The sequence below is a fragment of the Serratia sp. H402Y genome, from assembly GCF_051172415.1.
GTDB classification, from domain to species: Bacteria; Pseudomonadota; Gammaproteobacteria; order Enterobacterales; family Enterobacteriaceae; genus Serratia; species Serratia ureilytica.
Genome location: NZ_JBPIYZ010000001.1, coordinates 1,882,757 through 1,903,080 on the forward strand (window position 1 = coordinate 1,882,757; position 20,324 = coordinate 1,903,080).

Sequence of the window (20,324 nt, forward strand, 5' to 3'; positions counted from 1 at the left end):
AGTGCCCTAGCAGAGGCTGTTGATATTTACTTCAGCATCTTCATTAGCTCATTCATTAGTTCGGAAGCATCTTCTTTATAGCTTGATTCCCACTGAGTTTTCCAATCTACTGGGCGTCCTTCATCCTCCCATTCTGATAGAGCAAGTGCATTGATGATTTCCAGTTCAAACCAGATTCTCAGGTAATTATCTCTGCTTTTTTCATCCTCAAATAACTCATTTAATTGAGCCAAATCCTCTGCATAGCTTACGAACTTAGCAAAGCTAACAACGTTATTTAGAGAACTAAACGCACACTCACGAATAGCATCCTTCTTATTTGTCGCCATATTTAACCGTTACCACCCTTCCTGATTCGTTCGTTACCACTGACACTTTGCTTTCAGGATCAAAATGGACTGTTGTTCCGCCGCGGCTAGGAGCCGACTTTCCATTTTTAATTGTATTCTCAACAACAGAAGGAGTTATTCCTCGATCCTGCATCCTATCTAAGGCATGACCTGAATACTCTCGGTTTCCGATTGTACTTGGTTGATTCCTGACGGGTTGATAAGATGGATTACTTGGTTGATTCATCGGATTACGCTTGCTTCCCATAGGGATCGTTGCCGATACCTCATCACTGGCCTTATTAATCAACCTGGACGCTTCAGCGACATCCCCCTTCTTCAGCGCCGCCTCTGCCGCCTTGATCGCCTTACCGGCCGCATCACCAGCACCTGGGATAATCCCTATCGCCGCTACCAGATAATCCAGCGCACTCTGCGCTTCCGCAAAGCTCTTGATATCTCCAACCACCGGTACAAAATCGGCACCTGTCGACAGGATATCTTTCAGCTCTTCCCGGCGCTCAGTATACATCTTCACCGAGCACGCTTCCGCGCTCATTCCGGCACAGTTTTGCTGCTTATAGCGCTCATTTTCAGCGTCGACACGCTCTTCGGCTACCTGCTGAGGTGTCTTACCCTGAGATACAGCGTCAACAACATCACTCAGCGCGTTATTCTCAACCGCATTCTTCCCAGCCTGCCCGCCGGTCACCGCTCCCGCAGTATCCCCCGTCGCCAGGCCGCCTGCAAGCCCTGCGGCCAGCTGGCTCAGTGCGCTAACCTGCTGCTTCTCGCTTTCGCTCAGCTGCTGCGCCGTTTTGCCCGGGAACAGCTGCCCGGCAATGTAGCGCGCCGCCAGTTCACCGCCGCCCGCGCCCAACCCGCCTGCCGCAGCTGACTGGTTGTTCAGCTGCGCAGTCACTGCGCCCAGCACTGCATGCGCCATCGCATTGGCCGCAACGTCGACTTCACCGGTCAGCGGATTGGTGGTCAGTTTCTTGATTTCCGTCGCCAGGTACGGCGAGGCACCACTCGCCAGCGCGCCCGCCAGGTTATTGCCCGCCAGCGCCGTCAACGCGCCCGTCACCGCCTGCGCCGCCTTCTGCAAGTCGCTGCCGGTGCCGTATTGCCGCATCGCGTTGTTATACGCCTGCTGCATCACCTCCGCATCGTTTGCAGGCTTGCCGCTTTTCTCCAGTTGTTCCCGGGCCTGCGCCAGCGCCGCCGGGTCTTTCTGCGCCTTCAGCCCGGCGATATCGCCCTGCGTGCGGATGACGTCCATCGCCTGGCCGCCAATCTCCCCAATCAACTGCGCCTGTTTGAGCCGGTTCTGCTCCTTCTCCTTGTTAAATATCGGGCTGATGCTGCCGTCGTTGGCATGTTCGGTATCCCGGTTTAGCTGCGCCACATCCTGCTGCTGTTTGTCTTTGTCGCGAACTATCAGCGTCCCCTCACTGACGCCGGCCTTCGTCGTGCCCTCGGCATGCCCGCTGTTGTTGGCACCCGACAGCATGCCGCCGGCCATGTTGGTCAACAGGTCACCGCCCACCGGCCCGCCGGTGCTGAAGCTGCCGCCGCTATGCGTTGCGCTGTAGTCCGCCTGGTTGTGGATGTCCGTCCAGCCCAGCGTGCCGGTATCGAGACGGTTTTTCTCCTTGTCTGCCGTGCTTGCAATCACAGCGCCGTCGAGCTGGGTATGGTCTTTGACCGTGACGTCATACCCACCCTTGCCCGCAAACAGCCCGGTCTGCTCTTTCACCGAGTCGAAGTTGCTGTGCAGTTTGTCCTTGCTGGCGCTCACGTTGGCTGAGCCGGTCATCGAGCCGAAGGTGAAACTGCCGCCCGCGCTGACATTTTGCTGTTTGGCATCATAGCGGTCGCTGTCCTGCTGGCTTTGCAGCGTCAGGTCACGGCCCACGTCGACGGTAACCTTTTCGCCGCTCGCCTGCGCGCCTTTCAATTGGGTATCGCGGCCGCTGGTCAGGCTGAGATGGCTGCCTGCATCCAGGGTGGTTTCGGTATGGGTCAGGCCGTTGCCGTTCTCATGCCCCTTGCCCGCATTGACGCCGGCCGAGACGCTGATGCCATACCCGCCCGAACCGGCGCCGATACCGACGCCAACGTTGCCGCCGCTGCTCTCGTTCTTGCCGACGGTGCTTTCGCTGTTCTGCGCCGACTGCAGGGTAATGTCCCGCGCCGCATCGAGCGACAGGTCTTTGCCCGCCTTCAACTGGCTACCGGTGATGGTGATATCGCCGCTTTGCGCATTGTGGTTCTTGCCGGTCGCCGTTATTGACAGGTTTTGCCCGGCGGTGAGCGTGCTGCCCTGTGACTGTCGGTTGTCGGTGCGGGTTTCGCTTTTCGACGACTGACTGCCGTAAGAGGCGCTGATGCCCACCGTATTGGTGGCGCCCTGCGCCGCACCTTCGTCTCCCGGCTGTAAACCGGCAGCGGCGTTTTTCGCCTCCGCCGAGGCGGTCAGCGCATTGTCCCGCTCCCAGGCCTGTGCGGCCTGCACGCCGGACAGCGCGGCTTTGGTGTTTTGCAGCGCGTTCAGGCGTCCGTCGCCTTCCTTTCTTGCCTGTTGCGCCGAGCTGACGGCGGTGTTGAGCGCGCCGCCCGCGGTGCCCGACAACGCCACGCTCAGGCCGCTCTGCTTTTGCTCGAAGGTTTCTTTGCGCGTGCGCCGATCGTAGCCGGGGTCGATAGTCACGCTGTCGCCGGTCAACGCCAGGTCCTTGCCCGCCACCAGGTCGGCGCCGCCAATGTGCAGTTGGTTGCCCGCCGTGATGTTGACGCTGCCCTGGCTGCTGCCGACAGTGCTGACGCTTTGACTTTGGGTGGTGGCTTTCTCGTCGACTTCGTGTTTGCTCGACTGTTTGCCAATCGTGAAACCGATGCCGCCGCTGCCCAGCAGGCCGCTCTTTTTCTTCTCTTCCAGCAGGTAATGCGTCTCGGTTTCGGTGGCCGCACCGATATCGACATTACGGCCGGCCTGCAGGTTGACATCCTGGTCGGCGGCAATGGCAGAACCGGTGACCGTCAGGTCATTGCCGGCGCTGATGCTGACGCTGTTGCCACTCAGCAGCGAGCCGTTCTCACGCGTGGTTCGGTCATCGGTCACGGTATGGCTGCTGCTCTTGTTCAGGAAGCCTTTTTTCTCGGAACGTTCCTCGCTGTAGCGCGACTCGCGCTCGGTGGCCGTATTGAGGGTGACATCCTTTTTCGCCTGCAAGGCGATGGCGCCCTGGTTACTGTGCAGGGTACTGCCGGTGACCGTGACATCGCCCTCACGCCCGATAACCGTGATGCCCTGCTGACCGCTGAAGGTGCTGCCGGTGCTGATTTCGCGCTCGGTTTGTTCGATGCGATGGCTTTTGGTTTTGCCCTCGCGTTTGTTTTCGCTGTCCTGATCTTGCGTGCGGGTGCGTGCGTCTTTAATGGTCACGTCCTGCGCACTGACGCCAATGCGCCCCTCTTTACTGTCAACCTGTGCGCCTTCGGCCAACAGGCGGTTGCCCGCCACCAGAGTGACGCCCTGGTCGCCGCCGAGTGCGCTTAATGTCAGGCGCTCTTCCTGGCGGTCGTTGCTGACTGATGAAGTACGGCTGTTGGCGTCCAGGTGCGTGGTATTGGTGGTGCTTTCGGCCCTGATGTTGATATCGCCGCCGGCCTGCACGCGGGTGCTGCCGCCGGCCTTGGCCTGGCTGCCTGCGAACGTGACGTCTCGCCCGGCATTGAGCGTGAGGTTGCCGCCGGCGTTAAGCTCACTCCCCTGAGCCTGCTGCCATTCGCCGCTGACGTGCGCCATTCGGGAGCCTGCCGCTTCCGTGCCGCCGCGGGTGCGGTTACCCATTGAACCGGAGATAACCTCAAGATCGGCGGTATGGCTGCTTTTCGCGGCGGTGATGGTCAGATCGTTACGCGCGCTCAGGCTGAGCGTATCGGTCGCATCGAGCTTCGCCCCTGAGAGGGTGATATCGGTGCCGCGCAGGCGAATGTCGCCGGCGCTCATGGTCGCCTGGCGCAGCGCGTCCTGCAGGTTAGTGCTCATGGCCAGACTGTCTGCCTGCACGTCAATGCTACCGGCCTTGATGTCGCCGCCCTGATGCAGGAACTGCCCGGCGTCGACCGTCAGGGCTTTGTCGGCAAACAGGTTGCCGGCATTGTTGATGCTGTTGGCCGAGAGTTGCAGATCGCCACCACCAATCACCGCGCCATCGCCGGTCAGGCGCAGCGTGGTCTGTGCCAGGTACACCTTCGGCACCCATACCGTTTGCGGGCCGCCTTCCGTTTGCACCGTCTCGCTCACCAGCCAGACAATATCCTGCTGCAGCGCCGCAATCTGCTCCGGCGTCAGGGCCACGCCCGGCACCAGATGGAAGTCCTGGGCGACTTTACTGCCGTTGTTCATCAACTGCTGATACTGTTCCATCGCATCCCAGCCCTTGACGGACGGTTTGCCGGTCAGCGCCAGCACCTGCTCGCGCACCAGACGCTGCTCGTAAAAGCCGTCCCCCAGGCGCTTATGGGCCTGCGCGGGGTCATACCCTACGCGTTCGAGCATGTAGTCGCTGCTGATAAAGTTGTCGCGGCGGGTAAAGCGTTCATCGGTCACCACCAGGAACGGGCTGCCGGTCGCCGTAGGTTGACTAAACAAGCCGTTATTGGGGATGGCGGTGGCCACATTGCCCAGATGCTGTAACTGCGTCAGCGCCAGCTCAGACGGCAGCAGCGGGCGCCCCAGCGGCGAAGACGGTGTGGCGCCGGGTTGCGTCATCTGTTCGCCCGGTGCCAGCGTCGTATCGCCGTCAGATCGGGCAGCACCCTCTACCGTGAAGGCCAGCGGATTGTGCTCCAGTTCGGCGCGTTCGGCATCCACGGCGTTTAATGCCGCCTGAAGCTGGCTGATTTGTGCCTGATTGACCGTGGTATTGGTGATACGGGCCCCGTTAATGGTGACCGTGCCGTTGCCGGAGATAATCCCATCAACGGTCGCCAGCGCCGTGGTCTCGTCTCGATTGAACGTCGGGTACCAGTGATGCGTGTCCTTGTCATAGTGGTCAACGATCACCGCCTGGCGCCGTTCGTTAACCGAGTAACCTCGGTTGTCTACGCTGCCGCCGCCGTCCTGCGTCAGGTTGCCGTTGGCGGTAATGACGCTGGCGTCATTGAGCAATGCTCCCGTGATGCGCAGCACCATGTTGCCGCCCGCCAGAATACGCGCGCCGATACCTTCAGAGACCAGCCTGTCGCGCGTCAGCGTGCCGCTTTCGGTTCGCTCGCGGAAGTTGTTGTAATCGGTGATGAATGGCGCGCTGTCGATGTCGACATGCTTTTCGGGATCCCAGGTCATCACCTGCGTCCAGTCGTGTTCCCAATGGAAGCCGTTTTGATAAGGCGTCGGGATAGTCGCCAGTTGGTTTCCCCCCCGCGTCTCGTAGAACGTCATCGCATAGCTGCCGTCGGCATTCGGCTTGAGCGCCAGGTAGTTGACCCACAGGTCGGTAAGTGTGCCTTTGTTGTCCTTGACCCGCACCTGCGCGCGCTTGCCCGGCGCATCAATGGCCAGCAGGGTGCCGTAGCGGTTGGTTTGCGCCGCCGCGTCATCCTGGAAGGTCAACTGCTGGGTGGTCGGCGCCAGGGTACTTTTGTCGGGGTTGACCTTTGAGCCGTAGGAGCGCCAGTAATAGTTGTAGCGGTGCCATTTGTAGTCACTTTTTTCCGCCTCTCGCTCAATCACGAGCCCTTCACGCAGGTTGTTCAAGCGACGGGCCTCAATGGTGGCGTCCCCGTCCGCTTCGATAAAGCTCGCCCGGTTATCTATCAGGTCGTCGCTGTGCAGGTGCAGGCGGTCGGCGCTGTAAATCAGGGCGCCATCCCGGTTGGTCAGTCGCTCACCGGCCTGCACCGTCAGGCTTTGGGTCGCCGCCATCACCGCAGGCTGACCATGGTTGTCGATGACGCGCCCGCGCACGGTGATAGCGTCCCCCATCAGCGCCGCCGTGTTGTCCAGGGTATCGACGTTCAGCGTCATGCTGTCCGCTTCAATACGCCTGGTGTTTTGCAACGCCCCGGTCGTCAGCTGCAGCGTTTTGCCTACCAGAGACGCCGGATTAGTGATACTGGCCGCATTGAGCACCAGATTGCCCGGCAGCAACCAGTCCGCCAGGTTGGTAAAGGCGCCGCTCAGGGAGAACGTCACCGTGCCGTTACTACTGATCGTTTCGCCGGTCTGATGGGTGTAGTCCTGCTGTGCGGACAGCGTCAACGCCTGCAGCCCCAGCAGGGTACCGTTCTGATTATTCAGGGCACGCGCATGCAAGGTAAGTTGCCCTGAGCTCTCCACGCGGCCGCCCTGGTTAAGCAGCGCCAGCGGCGAGTCGGTACGGGAGAGGGCAGCGTTGATATCGAGATTGCCGTCGGCCAGGATGCGTCCCTGACGGTTGTCCAACTGCGTGACACCCGAGAGGGTCATCTGCCCGCTGCTCTGCAGGCGGCCTGCGGTATTGTCAATGTCACGGGCGGTGATGTCGGTACGCGTGGTACCCAGTATCAGCCCGCCGTCTCGGTTGTTCAGGCGATCGGTCAGCAGTTTGATTGCCCCCTGGCTGCTGAACGTGCCCTGACCGCTGTTATCGAGTGCTTCGGCCTTGAGCGTCAGGCCCTGGGTCGACACCAGTTGTCCACCCTGGTTGTTGACCTGTGCCCCCTCAAGGGTGAGCGCGTCGCCGCTGTGTAACTTGCCTTGTTGATTGTTAAGCCGGTCGAGTCGGTAGATGCCCGTGCCCTGACTGATGAGCGTGCCGCCGTCGTTGTTCAGCTGCTTTGATGTCACCGTGATGCCGCCACGGCTGCTGAATACGCCGCGCGTATTATTGATACCGGCGGCCGACACCTCTTGACCACCATTGCTGCGCACTGCACCGCCGGTATTTTCCAGCAAGCCAAGAATGTGCAGTGTCACCTGTTGCTGGCCGTCTATCGTCCCGCCGGCGTTATTCAGCACTTGTGCGTCAAGTTGAAGCGCCTCACCACTTTGCACTTTCCCATCGTGGTTGTTCAGCGTGTCGCTCAACGTAAGGCGTTGCTGTTTCTGGCTGTAGAGCAGCCCGCCCTGCGTATTATCGAGCGCGCGGGCGGCGATACGCAGCCCCTCGCCGGCCAGCCACTGACCGCCGGCGTTATTGATGGCGCCGGCGTGTTCGCCGTCTTTGGCACCCGTAACAGCAAGCTGCCCCTGCGCCGAGGCCTTGCCGTTGCGATTATCGATATCCTGTTTGATACGCAGCGCCAGGTCGTGTGCCGACTGCAGTACACCTTTGGTGTTATTGAGCCAGTCAGCTGCAAGCTGTACGGCCTGCAGACTCTGCACACTGCCTTCCGTATTGTCAAAACTGCCGCTGATCGCCTGCCAGCTGCCCTGGCTGCCCATCCAGCCCCGGGCGTTGAAAATGTCCTGCGCCTGCAGTACCTGAGACGATTGACTAAAAATCCGCCCCTGGCCGTTATTCAGCTTGCCGGTGAACTGCATGTCCAGACTGTCCAGCGCGTTGATGGTGCCCTGGGTATTCAACAAACTGGCGGCGCGCACCTCGGTGCGCCCATTGCCGGTAAACGTGCCGCCCTGATTGTCCCAGCCGCCGGTCAGGTTCAGGGAAAGTGCCTGCCCGCTGAGTACCACACCGGCGGTGCGGTTGGTCAACTGGCCACCCTGCAGAGACAGGCCGCCGCCGCTTTGCAGTGACCCACCATCGTTGTCAAACAGGCTGGCAACACCGCCGTTAACGGCGAGGGCCTGCTGCGCAGTCAGTTTACCGGTGCGATTGAGGATATTGCCTGCGGCGTCAAGTGTCAGGTCACCGCCGGACTGTAGTCGCCCGCCGGTATTGTCGAGCGACTGCGCGCTGGCGGTGACCTGCCGACCACCTTGTGCGGTGCCGCCACGGTTGTCCCAGTCGCCATCGGTCTTGACGGAGAGTGTATTGCCGCCTTCAAACCAGCCGTCCGCGTTACTCAGCTTTTGCGTCGTCAGGTTCGCATCCTGCCTGGCGACCACCTTGCCCTTAGCGTTATCGAGGCGCTGCGCCGCCAGTGTAAGTGACTCGCCGCTGATTTCGCCCTCGCGGTTCACCAACTCAGCCGCACTGTTCAACACCAGTTGTTGCCCGCCCAGCAGTTTGCCGGCCTCGTTACGCACGCTCCCTGCCGCTATGTGAGTTTGCCCGCTCCCCGATATCGTGCCACGGCGGTTATTCAGCTCACCGTCGGTCCGCACGGTCAACGCCTGGCCGGCACCCAGCAGCCCTTGCGTATTGTCCAACCCCTGGCGGGCATGCAGGTCAAGCCGCGCTTGGCCAATCACCTTGCCTTGCGCATTGTCGAGCCGGCCGGTGTTCACCGTCAGCGCAGCGCCGCTGATTTCGCCGCCGCGGTTGCTGGCGTTGCCCGAGGTGGTCAGGGTTGATGCCTGGCCTGACAGCAGCTTGCCGCCGTCGTTGTTGAGGGTCGCTGCCGTTGCCGTGACGGCCGTTTCGCCTTGCGCCGTACCGCCACGGTTGTCCCAGTCGCCGGTATGGATATCCAGCGCCTTGCCGGCACCAATGAGGCCACGTTGATTATCCAAGCGACGGGCCGTCAGGTCGAGATTGCCCTGACCGATGATCTGCCCCTGCGTGTTATCCAACCGCTGCGCCACCAGACGCACGTCTGCGCCGCTCAGAGTACCGGATGCGTTATCCAGCTCGCTGCCCACTTCAAGCGTAAGGCCGTTCCCGGCGAGCAGGTTGCCCCCGGCATTATTCACCGCGCCATCAGCATGGAGCGTGAGCCCCGACTGGGTTTTTAACGTACCGCCCTGATTATCGAGGCGCCCGGCATCGAGGCGCAGGTCGCCGTTGCTGCCCACCGTCCCGCCGGTATTGTCGAGCAGGCCGCCGACCTGCCAGTGCTGCGCCGCGCTCCCCAGCGCCACCAGGCGGCCTCGCTGATTGACTAACTGGCTGGCCGAAAGCCGGAGGTTCTGCGCCTCGATGGCACCGTCACTGTTATCCAATGAGCCCGCTAGGGTAAAACGGCTCTCACCATCACCGGTCTGTGACCAGGTCGCCTGTTGGTTGAACAGATTGTCAGCATCTACCGTCCAGCGCCCAGCCTTGACTTTGGCCTGCTGTGCATCCACATTTTCCGTCGTACTCACGGCCAGCTCACCGCTGTCAACGGTGGACTGGCGCAAGGCAACGCCGCCGTCACGTGCCGTCAGCGCGGTACGACCAGTCGCAACCTGTGCGCCGCTGATATCCACCCGGCGTCCGGACACGTTGACGCTCTTTTTACTGAGCAGACTGCCACTGGCGCGGATATCGCCCTGGCTATCGAGCTGCAGATTGGCATCCTGGACCAGCGTGCTGTCGGCATTGCTGCCCGCCAGCAGGTGGCCGCTGCTCTGGATGCCACGCGCGGCGTTCAGGTACACATCCCCGGCCGCCGCCAGCGTACCGGACTGCGTCAACATTCCCTCGCGACTCTGCGCGGCCAGTTGGCTACCGCTGTACACTTTGCCGTGCGTCTCGATGTCGCCTTTTGCCGCCAGCTGAATATCGCCGTTGGCCTGCGTGGCCGCATCCGGCGCATCAGAGCGCCAGCTGAGCTTGCCTTCGCTGCTGACGGTGAGCGTTTTGCCTGCCTGAACTTGCCCGTTCTGGTTGCGCACGCCAACGCCGGCCTCAGTGCCAATCATGCGGATACTGCCGCTGTACATGCCGCCCATCTGCCCCATGTCGATGGCAAGCTCTGGTCTGGTACTGCCGTCGTCTGAAAGCGGTGTCGCGGTTTTACCGTCCGCACTCACGCGGTTACGACCGGCCACCACCGACATGCCTTCTTTAGCCCAGACGCCGGCGTTGACCTCCACCGCGCGCGCCAGAATATCGACGTACTCGGTATCATGACGGGTATCCCCGTTAAGTCCGCCATCCTCGATGCGCACCACGCCGCGCTCAACCAGGTAACCCGCCAAGCTGCCATCGGCGTTCAGTTGCGGACGGCCTGTGGTCAGCGTCATGCGCCCGGCATTGATGGTGCCGCAGCCGTTGCAGACAATGCCGGCGGGGTTGGCCACAATCACCTGCGCCTTGCCGCCGGCCACTTCCATAAAACCGCGCAACTGGCTGGGATTGTTGCTGTTGACTTCGTTGAGGATGACACGCGCCGGCGCGGAATTGGGATTGAGGTTAGGGTTACCCTGGATCATCCCGGCCATCTGGGTCGAGGTCATCACCGCCGAGTTATTGAGGATGGCGCCTTTGGCGTCGACATCGAACTGCTGATACTGGTTATGTGAGACCCCAGCCTGGTTGGGGGCTGTGATGTTGACCTGCGGCAAGCCGTTCTGGGTATTGATGACCTCCGGCCGCTGGGAAGGATTGGCACCGCCGTCCGCGACAATGCCGTCTGCCATGACGGGGCCGGCGAACATGAGCAGCCCAAGCAGCCACACTGACCGACGCAAGGTGACCCACAGACGACGTCCAGTCGTTATCCCTGAGCCGATGCGCTGGCCCGGTTCGCTGCTGCAGCTGCGAGCCAGTTCGGACACCACCCGCAGTTCCCCGTGAGTGCGGCTGAAGATAAGGCGATAACAATGTTTGTTCATGGGTCACATCCGTGAGAAAAGTCAGTCCAATCAGGTCAGTATCAGCAACGTTGCCGGTATCGCGATGTTCAGATTTCCAGATTTACGCTAAAACCCGCGGTCGCACCGGAGGTATGGAACCCTGCGGGCTTGTACAGCGGCACGCCGGCAAACAGGTCATAGCTGAATCGCCCCCACAGCGCACCGCGCACACCGAGCGCACTGCCCGCCAACTGATGCCCCACCAGGTAGCGGGTGCCCGGGCCGTCCACCCGGCCGTAGTCGGCAGCCATATACAGTTCGTGCCCGCGAGAAAACGCATTCCAGGCGATTTCGTTGCGCCACAGCAGCCCTTTTTCGCCGGACAGCATCTGCTCGCCGTCAAAGCCGCGCACCGTGTAACGCCCGCCAATGGCCATCCGCTCCTGCGGCGTCAACGCATTCTGGCTCCACTGGCCCCGCACACTGGTATAAACCCGCCAGGGCTGCTCACCCCAGAAGAAAGGCCGGTTGATACCCAGGTCGCCGAGCAAAATGCCTGTACGCGCACTGCCTTCGTGACGCGATTCTTCCGGCGCAGGCAAGGCATTGAACGCCCCGGTACCGCGGCGCCAGCTGATATTCGCATCCAACGTGGTGGTACCGAGGTAACTGCGCTGGTTAAGCCCCAGCTCCCAGCCGGCGGTCCGGCGTTTTTGCGACGCAATATCAACGTCGTCCACGGCGTTAGTGGAATGTTTGCGGTAGCCGCGCAGGTTAAGCGTTAACTTGTGCGACTGGTCGCGGTACAGCAATCGGGAAACGGTCAACTGAATGTTGTCGCTCTTGCCGCTATAGCGCAGCACCTCGTTGGCGTTAGGGATGTTCTGATGGTAGGTGTAGTCGTTGTAATTGGCCGAGAAGGCCCAATATCCCACCGGGAAGAAGTAATTCAGCGTATGTGAACGGTTGCCAAACGGCCCGTGCTGAAACACATCCTTGCCGATGTTGGCGTAGAAAAGGTCATTTTGCGCAAACGGCGCATCGAGTGCCAGAGTGGCCGAACCGAGATAGCGCCCGGTACTTTTGGAGCCGCTGTCGTCCAGCCCCAGGCTGAGCCGCACCGGCCGCCCCTCGTGCCAGTTGACCTGCAGATCGCTGGTGGCCTCTTGGGCACCGGGTACGATTTTGATGTCGGCACTGGCGCTGGGCACTCGTCTAAAGTTCTCCAGCCCCTGTTCGATATCACGCAAGTTAAGGATATCACCGTGTGAGGCCGGAATAGCGTTCCATATCCGTCCCCGCCAGGAGACCGGTTCCTCGAAACGGATATCACCGATGCGCCCCGGTTGCAACGTCAGCGTCAACACGCCTGTAGTCAGGTCCTGCTCCTGCGCCATTACGCGTGTAGTGACATAGCCTTTCGCCAGTATGACGTTTTGCACCTTGCTGATGGCAAGCGCAATGCCCTGGCCGCCCAAACAGCGGCCTTCGGCATCTGCTGCTGCGCCCAACGCCCACTGAAAGCGATCGGCAGACTCCCCGTCCAACGCTAGCCGGTTGATGATGAAACAAGGGCGTTCATCGATTGGGTAATTGGGCAGCACAACGTCGGGACGGGAAAGGCGCGCATCGGCCTGCGGGGCATTTTGCTGTTGCAGGGCACGCTCGCGCTCCTGCTGGCGCTGCTGTTCGCGGGCATCAATGGACGCCATACCATCGCTGGTAGCCGCCGAAGCGGAAAACAGGGGTACAACGCCTATCAATAATCCCGACAGCCCACAGCGGATAGAATAGAGTAAAGCACGAGCATTATCTGAGCGCATCCTTGGCTCCTCACTGTTACTTATAGTTATTTATCTAACCAAAATCATAAGTTACGTAAATTAATGTAAATAAACTTACTCTTGGGCGAATTATGAGCTTCGAGGGAGAAAAATCAACAGCTTTATGGCACTGCGGTTCACAAAACCATAAGGGAGACGGCGGCATGAGAAGAATGGCGAAACTGCGGAAGGATGACGCCATGATGCGTCATCCTTTAAAATTAATTGTCGATCGGGAAGAAAATTAACACATCAGGCCGTTATCAGCTCAACAAATTGCTGCCGAACGCCCCTTGCCAATCCTGTTCGAATTTCTCGACCGCGGCCTGCACTGCCGGCGCGTTCAGGAACTGCTCCGCGACGTCCACCGGCAGCGTGATGGCCTGGCAGCCCACCAACAGGCACTCCAGCGCCTGGCGCGGCGTTTTGAAACTGGCGGCCAGCACCTGCGCCGACGGCGCATGCAGGCTCAACAGCTGCTGCAGCTCGTGCACCATTTCGATGCCGTCGCCGCCCTGCGCGTCCACCCGGTTGACGTAAGGCGCCACATATTCCGCCCCGGCCAAGGCCGCCAACAGCCCCTGCGCAGCGCCGTACACCGCGGTGCCCAATGTCGGAATGGACATCGTTTTAAGCTTCTTGATCGCCGCCAGCCCTTCGGCGGTCGCCGGGATCTTCACCACCAGACCCGGTACCCGCTGGCTGAGCAGCGCCGCCTCCGCCACCATACGTTCCGCATCGGTCGCCATCACCTGTGCGAACAGCTTGCCGGTGCCGCCGAGGGCGTCGCGCAGCGCGGGCAGCACTTCCCAGATCGGCTTGCCTTCCTTCGCCACGATGCTCGGGTTGGTGGTGACGCCGTGCAGCGGCAGAATGCGCGCCAGGCGTTTTACCGCGGTCACATCGGCGGTATCGAGATAAAGCTCCATCACGGACTCCTGTGTCATGTTCTGTAGGCGGATTCAAACTCTGATCATCATAGGGCAAAAACCGCGCTAACTTTTGATCAAAATCAATTCAACTTTCATTCGAAATATCTTTAATGGCGAAAGATACAGCGACGCCAAACGGGTGACTCATGATCTTCAATCTGCAGCGCTACTCGACCCATGACGGCCCGGGCATCCGCAGCGTGGTCTTTTTAAAAGGCTGCCCGCTGAGCTGCCGGTGGTGTCAGAACCCGGAAAGCCGCTCGCGCCACGCAGACCTGCTGTTTGACGAACGCCTGTGCCTGAGCGGCTGCACGCTGTGCGCCGAGCGTTGTCCGCAAGGGCTGCAACGCACCGCCGGGCCGTTGACGCTGCAACGCGAGCTGATTAGCGCAGACGATTATGCCGCCCTGGCCGCCGCCTGCCCGACTGGCGCGCTCAGCCTGTGCGGCAGCCCGATCAACCCCGACGATATCATGGCCGAGGTGATGCGGGATAAGCCTTTCTACCTGCGCAGCGGCGGCGGTTTAACGCTGTCCGGCGGCGAACCCTTTATGCAGCCGGACCTCGCGGCGGACCTGCTGCGGCGCGGCCGCGAGGCCGGCATCCACACCGCCGTCGAATCCTGCCTGCACGTCCCATGGCGTTATATCGCCCCTTCGCTGCCGTGGCTGGATCTGCTGCTGGCCGATCTCAAACACACCGACGAAGCGCGCTTCAGAGCCTGGACCGGCGGTTCCGCCCGCCGGGTGATGAGCAATTTTCGTCGGCTGGCGGCGCACGGCGTACCAATGACCGTCCGTGTGCCGCTGATCCCCGATTTCAACGCCGATCGCCGCTCTGTCCGTGCCATCGTCGACTTCGCCGCCGACGAGATCGGCGTGTCGGAGATCCACTTTCTGCCGTACCACACGCTTGGCATCAACAAGTACCACCTGCTCGGCGAACCCTACCGTGCCGCCCGCAAGCCACTGGACGCACCCGACCTGCTGGCCTTTGCCGAAGACTATGCCGGCGCCAAGGGCCTGACCGCCATTTTGCGAGGATAACACCATGACCACGTTGGATTTGACTACCCTGAGCGCCCGTATCCAGGCGCATAAGAATGCGCTGATTCACATCGTTAAACCGCCGGTGTGCACCGAACGCGCGCAGCACTATACCGAGGCCTATCAGCAGCATCAGGACAAGCCGCTGCCGGTGCGCCGCGCCCTGGCGTTGGCCAACCATCTGGCGAAACGCAGCATCTGGATCGCCAACGACGAGCTGATCGTCGGCAACCAGGCCAGCGAGCTGCGCGCCGCGCCGATCTTTCCCGAATACACCGTCGGCTGGATAGAAAACGAAATAGACCAGTTGGCCGACCGGCCGGGCGCCGGTTTTTCGGTCAGCGACGAGCACAAGGCAATTTTGCATCGTCTGTGCCCCTGGTGGCGCGGCCAAACGGTGCAGGATCGCTGCTACGGCATGTTTACCGACGAACAAAAGGCGCTGCTGGCCACCGGCATCATCAAGGCCGAGGGCAATATGACCTCCGGCGACGCCCATCTGGCGGTCAACTTCCCGCTGCTGCTGGAACAAGGCCTCGATGGCCTGCGTGAAAAGGTGAACGCGCGCAGCCGCCGCCTGCGTCTGACCGAGTGGGAAGATCTGCACAAGGCGCAGTTTCTCAACGCTATCGATATTGTGCTGACGGCGCTGAGCGGGCACATCCTGCGCTTCGCCCGCCTGGCGCGCGACATGGCGCAAAACGAAGCCCGCGACTGGCGGCGCGCCGAGCTGCTGTCCCTCGCGGACAACTGCGACCGGATCGCCCATCGCCCGCCGCAAACCTTCTGGCAGGCGCTGCAGCTGTGCTATTTCATCCAGCTGACGTTGCAGATCGAATCCAACGGCCATTCGGTTTCCTTTGGCCGCCTCGATCAGTATCTCTATCCCTGGTATCGGCGCGACGTGGAGCTGGAGCAAAACCTGGCGCGGGAAGACGCCATCGAGCTGCTGCACAGCTGCTGGCTGAAACTGCTGGAGGTCAACAAGATCCGTTCCGGCTCGCACTCCAAGGCCTCCGCCGGCAGCCCGCTGTACCAGAACGTTACCATCGGCGGCCAAAAACTGATCGACGGCCGGCCGTGCGACGCGGTCAATCCGCTGTCCTACGCCATTCTCGAATCCTGCGGCAGCCTGCGCTCCACCCAGCCCAACCTCAGCGTGCGTTACCACGCCGGAATGAGCGCCGATTTCCTCGACGCCTGCGTACAGGTGATCCGCTGCGGCTTCGGCATGCCGGCATTCAATAACGACGAAATCGTCATTCCCGAGTTCATCAAGCTGGGGGTCGAACCGCAGGACGCTTACGACTACGCCGCCATCGGCTGTATCGAGACCGCCGTCGGCGGCAAATGGGGCTATCGCTGCACCGGCATGAGCTTCATCAACTTCGCCCGCGTGCTGCTGGCGGCGCTGGAACAAGGCCGCGACGCCACGTCCGGGCAGATTTTCCTGCCGCAGGAACAGGCGCTGTCCAAAGGAAATTTCGCCGATTTCGAGCAGGTCTTAACCGCCTGGGATCGGCAAATCTGCTACTACACGCGCAAGTCAATTGAGATCGAATGCGTGGTGGACAGCGTGCTGGAGGAGAACGCTCACGATATCCTCTGCTCCGCGCTGGTGGATGACTGCATTGAACGCGGCAAAAGCATCAAGCAAGGCGGCGCCAAATACGATTGGGTTTCCGGCCTGCAGGTCGGCATCGCCAACCTGGGCAACAGCCTGGCGGCGGTGCGCAAACTGGTGTTCGACCAAGGGGCGATCGGCCAGCAGCAGCTGGCGACGGCGCTGGCCGAAGACTTCGCCGGGCTGGATGGCGAGCAGCTGCGTCAGCGGCTGCTCAACGCCGCGCCCAAATACGGCAACGATGTGGACGAGGTCGATCGGCTGCTGGTGCGCGCCTACCAAACCTACATCGAAGAACTGAAACAGTACCGCAACACCCGCTTCGGCCGCGGGCCGATCGGCGGCGGCTACTACGCCGGCACCTCGTCGATTTCGGCCAACGTGCCCTTCGGCGCCGCTACCCTGGCCACGCCGGATGGCCGCAAGGCGCACGCGCCGCTGGCGGAAGGCGCCAGCCCGGCGTCCGGCACCGACCACCTGGGGCCAACGGCGGTTTTCAATTCGCTCGCCAAGTTGCCGACCGAGGCGATCCTCGGCGGCGTGTTGCTCAATCAAAAGCTGAACCCGGCGACGCTGGACAACCCGCGCGATCGGGAGAAGCTGATGCTGATGTTGCGCACCTTCTTCGAGAGCTATCGCGGCTGGCATGTGCAGTACAACATCGTGTCGCGCGAAACGCTGCTGGCGGCGAAGCAACACCCTGACCAATATCGTGATTTAGTGGTTCGCGTAGCTGGCTATTCCGCCTTCTTTACCGCATTATCCCCTGAGGCGCAGGATGATATTATTGCGCGCACAGAACATACTCTTTAAACCTTTGACTCTTAGCGGCCGCGCCTTGGCGGCCGCATCATCAGGCCGATATGAATTTACGACAACAGACCATATTGCAGTTGGTTAACGATCGCCGCCGGATCAGCGTCAATGAGCTGGCGCGCGCTTCGGGCGTCTCGGAAGTCACCATCCGGCAGGATCTCAACCTGCTGGAAAAACGCAGTTATCTGAAGCGGGTGCACGGCTCCGCCGTGGCGTTGGAAAGCGACGACGTCGACGCCCGCATGATGTCCAATTTCACCCTTAAGCAACGATTGGCGCAGTACGCCGCCGCGCAGGTCAACGACGGCGAGACGATTTTTATCGAGAGCGGCAGCGCCAATGCCCTGCTGGCGCGCTACATCGCCGAACGCAAGCGCATTACGCTGATCACCGTCAGCCACTACATCGCCAACCTGCTCAAAGAAACCGACTGCGACGTGATTGTGTTGGGCGGCATGTACCAGAAGAAAAGCGAGACCGTGGTCGGCCCGCTCACGCGGCTGTGCATTCAGCAGGTGCATTTCAACAAAGCGTTTATCGGCATTGACGGCTTTCAGGCCGAAACCGGCTTTACCGGCCGCGACATGATGCGCGCCGATGTGGTCAGCGCGGTGCTGGCCAAGGGCGTGGAGAATATCGTGCTGACGGATTCCAGCAAATTCGGCCAGATCCAGCCTAACCCGCTGGCGCAGCCGGGGCAAATCAGCCGGGTGATCACCGATTCACGTTTGGCGCTGGAGTATCAGCATCAGCTGAAACGTCAGGGCGTACAGGTGGAGCTGGTCAACGAATAACGCGCCGCGCGGGCCACGCCGCCCGCCGTTTCCCTTGCGCAGCGGGATTTTAAGACTATTTACCTGTTTATCCTTCCCGAGAAACCTATACTCAGCTTCGGTAACTTTTGGGCCGTAACCCGCTAATTATTCGGCCGTTAACAAAAATGCCATTTTTTATATCGATACCGTATGGGAATCAACAGCAGGCCTGATTTATGGTTAACGCCTATACTTATAGGGCACTTCCATATAGCCAATGCTAAGGAGAAGTCATTATGATGATTATCAATAAACGTTTCGCCACCGCCGCTCTGGCTCTGACTCTGGCGTTTTCACTGAGCGCCTGTTCCAACATGTCCAAACGCGATCGCAACACCGCTATCGGCGCCGGCGCCGGCGCAGTCGGCGGCGCAGTGCTGACCAACGGCAGCGCTTTGGGCACGCTGGGTGGGGCTGCGGTGGGCGGCATCATCGGTCACCAGGTTGGCAAATAACCTGCCCGATGCTCCTCCGCCGACAGGCGGGCAAAAGCGCCTCGGCGCTTTGACGTATTAACCAATAACGATGATTTCAGGTCTGTTTTACTTTAAGTCTATGGTTCTTTCGCCGTTAACGGGTTAACCCCCGGCAGCAACAACCTCTAGCCATGCCGCAGCATTGCACTGCGGCATGGCGACTCGCTTCAACCGCCCGCCAGTTTGACCTTCATGCCTTTGGCTTCCAGCAGCTGTTTGAGCAGATCGCGTTTATCGCCCTGGATCTCGATGACTCCCTCTTTCACCGAGCCGCCGCAGCCGCATTTCTTTTTCAGTTCGGCCGCCAGTTTGTCGAGCGCGGCATCATCCAGATCGACGCCGGTAATCAGGCACACGCCCTTCCCCTTGCGGCCGCTGGTCTGGCGCTGGATGCGCACAACGCCATCGCCCTTGGCGCGTTGCGGTTTAACCTCTTCCTGCTTGATGCGACCGGTGTCCGTGGAATACACCAGACGGCTGTTATCGTCATTCATCGGCGGTTCCTCAGGCCAAAGAGGCGCGGATCGCGCGCAGCGTCGCGGCCGGATCCGCAGATTGGGTGATCGGACGCCCAATCACCATATAGTCCACGCCGGCGGCCTGCGCCTGCACCGGCGTCATAATACGGCGCTGATCGCCCGCCGCGCTGCCTTCAGGGCGGATCCCCGGCGTCACCAGCTGGAAAGCCTGCCCGCAGGCGGCCTTCAGGCGCTGCGCTTCGTGTGCCGAACACACCACGCCGTCCAGCCCGCAGTCGCGGGTCAGGCGCGCCAGGCGCTCGGCGTGTTCTGCCGGACTGGCCTCGATGCCGATGCCGCGAAGGTCTTCCGCTTCCATGCTGGTCAGCACCGTGACGGCGATCAGCAGCGGCGCATCCGCCCCGTATGACACCAGCGCTTCTTTAGCGGCGGTCATCATGCGCGCGCCGCCGCTGGCATGCACATTGACCATCCAAACGCCCAGCTCGGCCGCTGCGGCTACCGCATGCGCCGTGGTATTGGGAATATCGTGGAATTTCAGGTCAAGAAATACGTCGAAGCCGCGCCCGTGCAGATCGCGCACCAGCTGCGGCCCAAACAGCGTGAACATTTCCTTGCCCACTTTCAGCCGGCAGTCTTGCGGATCGATACGGTCGGCGAACGCCAGCGCAGCGTTCTTATCGGCGTAATCCAACGCCACAACGATTGGAGATGATTTTAAGTCATTGTTATTAGTGTTATTTTCAGACTTCATTTCTTCTACCTTCTGTAAAATGGAGATAATCAGGGACTCACCCGCGAAACTGACCGCCGCATTCTACATGCCAGGGGCCAGAAATCCCAGCCGCAGCGCGCACCGGCGCTCTGTCATGTTACCTTGCGTCTTTGTCATGGCGCGTCAACGTAAGCGCGTCAGCAATAAACCACGCAGCGTAAAACGCCGTAAAGATGCGTAAATTATCGATCAAATATTTTGAACAACTTGCTCAGCATTATCAGATTTTCAATCGGCCCAGATGCTTTATTATTCACCACATCGGAAGCGAATGGCTTCCTTCCTAAATAAACAGACTGGAGTCACCCATGAAAACCATCAAATATTTTGCAGCCGCTGCCGCTATCGCACTGACCTCTTTCGCCACTTTGGCCGCTGAGCCGATCAACAGCCAGCAGGCCGATAGCCTGACCGCGACCGGCGTCGTTTCCGCAGGCCACGCAACCACCCTCAGCAGCCTGGAGAAAAAACTGGCCGCTAAAGCAGATGCTCAGGGCGCCAGCAGCTACCGCATTATCTCCGCCGGCGGTAACAACATGTTGAGCGGCACCGCGATCATCTACAAATAAGGTTTCCGGTACAGGGCCCGAGATT

The 20,324-nt window shown here is 60.7% G+C and carries 11 protein-coding genes; 5 read left to right on the top strand and 6 right to left on the bottom strand.

Annotated features, from left to right (window positions below):
- Positions 1–26 precede the first annotated feature (26 nt).
- The 4 genes from ACSBQS_RS09275 to fsa form a co-directional block, all read right to left on the bottom strand.
- A complete protein-coding gene (locus tag ACSBQS_RS09275) occupies positions 27–329 on the bottom strand; it encodes a hypothetical protein (RefSeq protein ID WP_033640149.1) in 303 nt (100 codons plus the stop codon).
- A complete protein-coding gene (locus ACSBQS_RS09280; RefSeq protein WP_434990350.1) occupies positions 316–10,983 on the bottom strand; it encodes a hemagglutinin repeat-containing protein in 10,668 nt (3,555 codons plus the stop codon). Before ACSBQS_RS09280 ends, ACSBQS_RS09275 begins: the two co-directional genes overlap by 14 nt.
- A gap of 68 nt (positions 10,984–11,051) precedes the next feature.
- Entirely contained in the window at positions 11,052–12,656 is a 1,605-nt protein-coding gene (locus tag ACSBQS_RS09285; RefSeq protein ID WP_230358696.1) for a ShlB/FhaC/HecB family hemolysin secretion/activation protein, read from the bottom strand.
- A gap of 374 nt (positions 12,657–13,030) precedes the next feature.
- Positions 13,031–13,696, bottom strand: a complete 666-nt coding sequence (gene fsa / locus ACSBQS_RS09290; RefSeq protein ID WP_033650264.1) for a fructose-6-phosphate aldolase — start codon at positions 13,694–13,696, stop codon at positions 13,031–13,033.
- 149 nt (positions 13,697–13,845) lie between these two features.
- Between fsa and ACSBQS_RS09295 the strand changes: the two genes are divergently transcribed.
- The 4 genes from ACSBQS_RS09295 (at position 13,846) to osmB (ending at position 18,455) form a co-directional block, all read left to right on the top strand.
- Entirely contained in the window at positions 13,846–14,745 is a 900-nt protein-coding gene (locus tag ACSBQS_RS09295; RefSeq protein ID WP_342165426.1) for a glycyl-radical enzyme activating protein, read from the top strand.
- Between the two features lie 4 nt (positions 14,746–14,749).
- The gene (locus ACSBQS_RS09300; RefSeq protein ID WP_434990352.1) at positions 14,750–17,182 is read left to right on the top strand and encodes a formate C-acetyltransferase/glycerol dehydratase family glycyl radical enzyme; all 2,433 of its coding nucleotides are present in this window, start codon (positions 14,750–14,752) and stop codon (positions 17,180–17,182) included.
- A gap of 50 nt (positions 17,183–17,232) precedes the next feature.
- Entirely contained in the window at positions 17,233–17,979 is a 747-nt protein-coding gene (locus ACSBQS_RS09305; protein ID WP_004930631.1) for a DeoR/GlpR family DNA-binding transcription regulator, read from the top strand.
- Between the two features lie 257 nt (positions 17,980–18,236).
- The gene (gene osmB / locus ACSBQS_RS09310) at positions 18,237–18,455 is read left to right on the top strand and encodes an osmotically-inducible lipoprotein OsmB (protein WP_004930634.1); all 219 of its coding nucleotides are present in this window, start codon (positions 18,237–18,239) and stop codon (positions 18,453–18,455) included.
- Between the two features lie 188 nt (positions 18,456–18,643).
- On the opposite strand, the gene yciH is transcribed toward osmB, so the two are convergent.
- Positions 18,644–18,970: a stress response translation initiation inhibitor YciH gene (gene yciH, locus ACSBQS_RS09315; protein ID WP_004930637.1), complete on the bottom strand. Its 327-nt coding sequence runs from the start codon at positions 18,968–18,970 to the stop codon at positions 18,644–18,646.
- Between the two features lie 10 nt (positions 18,971–18,980).
- Entirely contained in the window at positions 18,981–19,709 is a 729-nt protein-coding gene (pyrF, locus tag ACSBQS_RS09320) for an orotidine-5'-phosphate decarboxylase (protein ID WP_046898957.1), read from the bottom strand.
- A 329-nt stretch (positions 19,710–20,038) separates the two neighbouring features.
- On the opposite strand from pyrF, the gene bhsA reads away from it, so the two are divergent.
- The gene (bhsA, locus tag ACSBQS_RS09325; protein ID WP_033643254.1) at positions 20,039–20,299 is read left to right on the top strand and encodes a multiple stress resistance protein BhsA; all 261 of its coding nucleotides are present in this window, start codon (positions 20,039–20,041) and stop codon (positions 20,297–20,299) included.
- Positions 20,300–20,324: the final 25 nt, after the last annotated feature.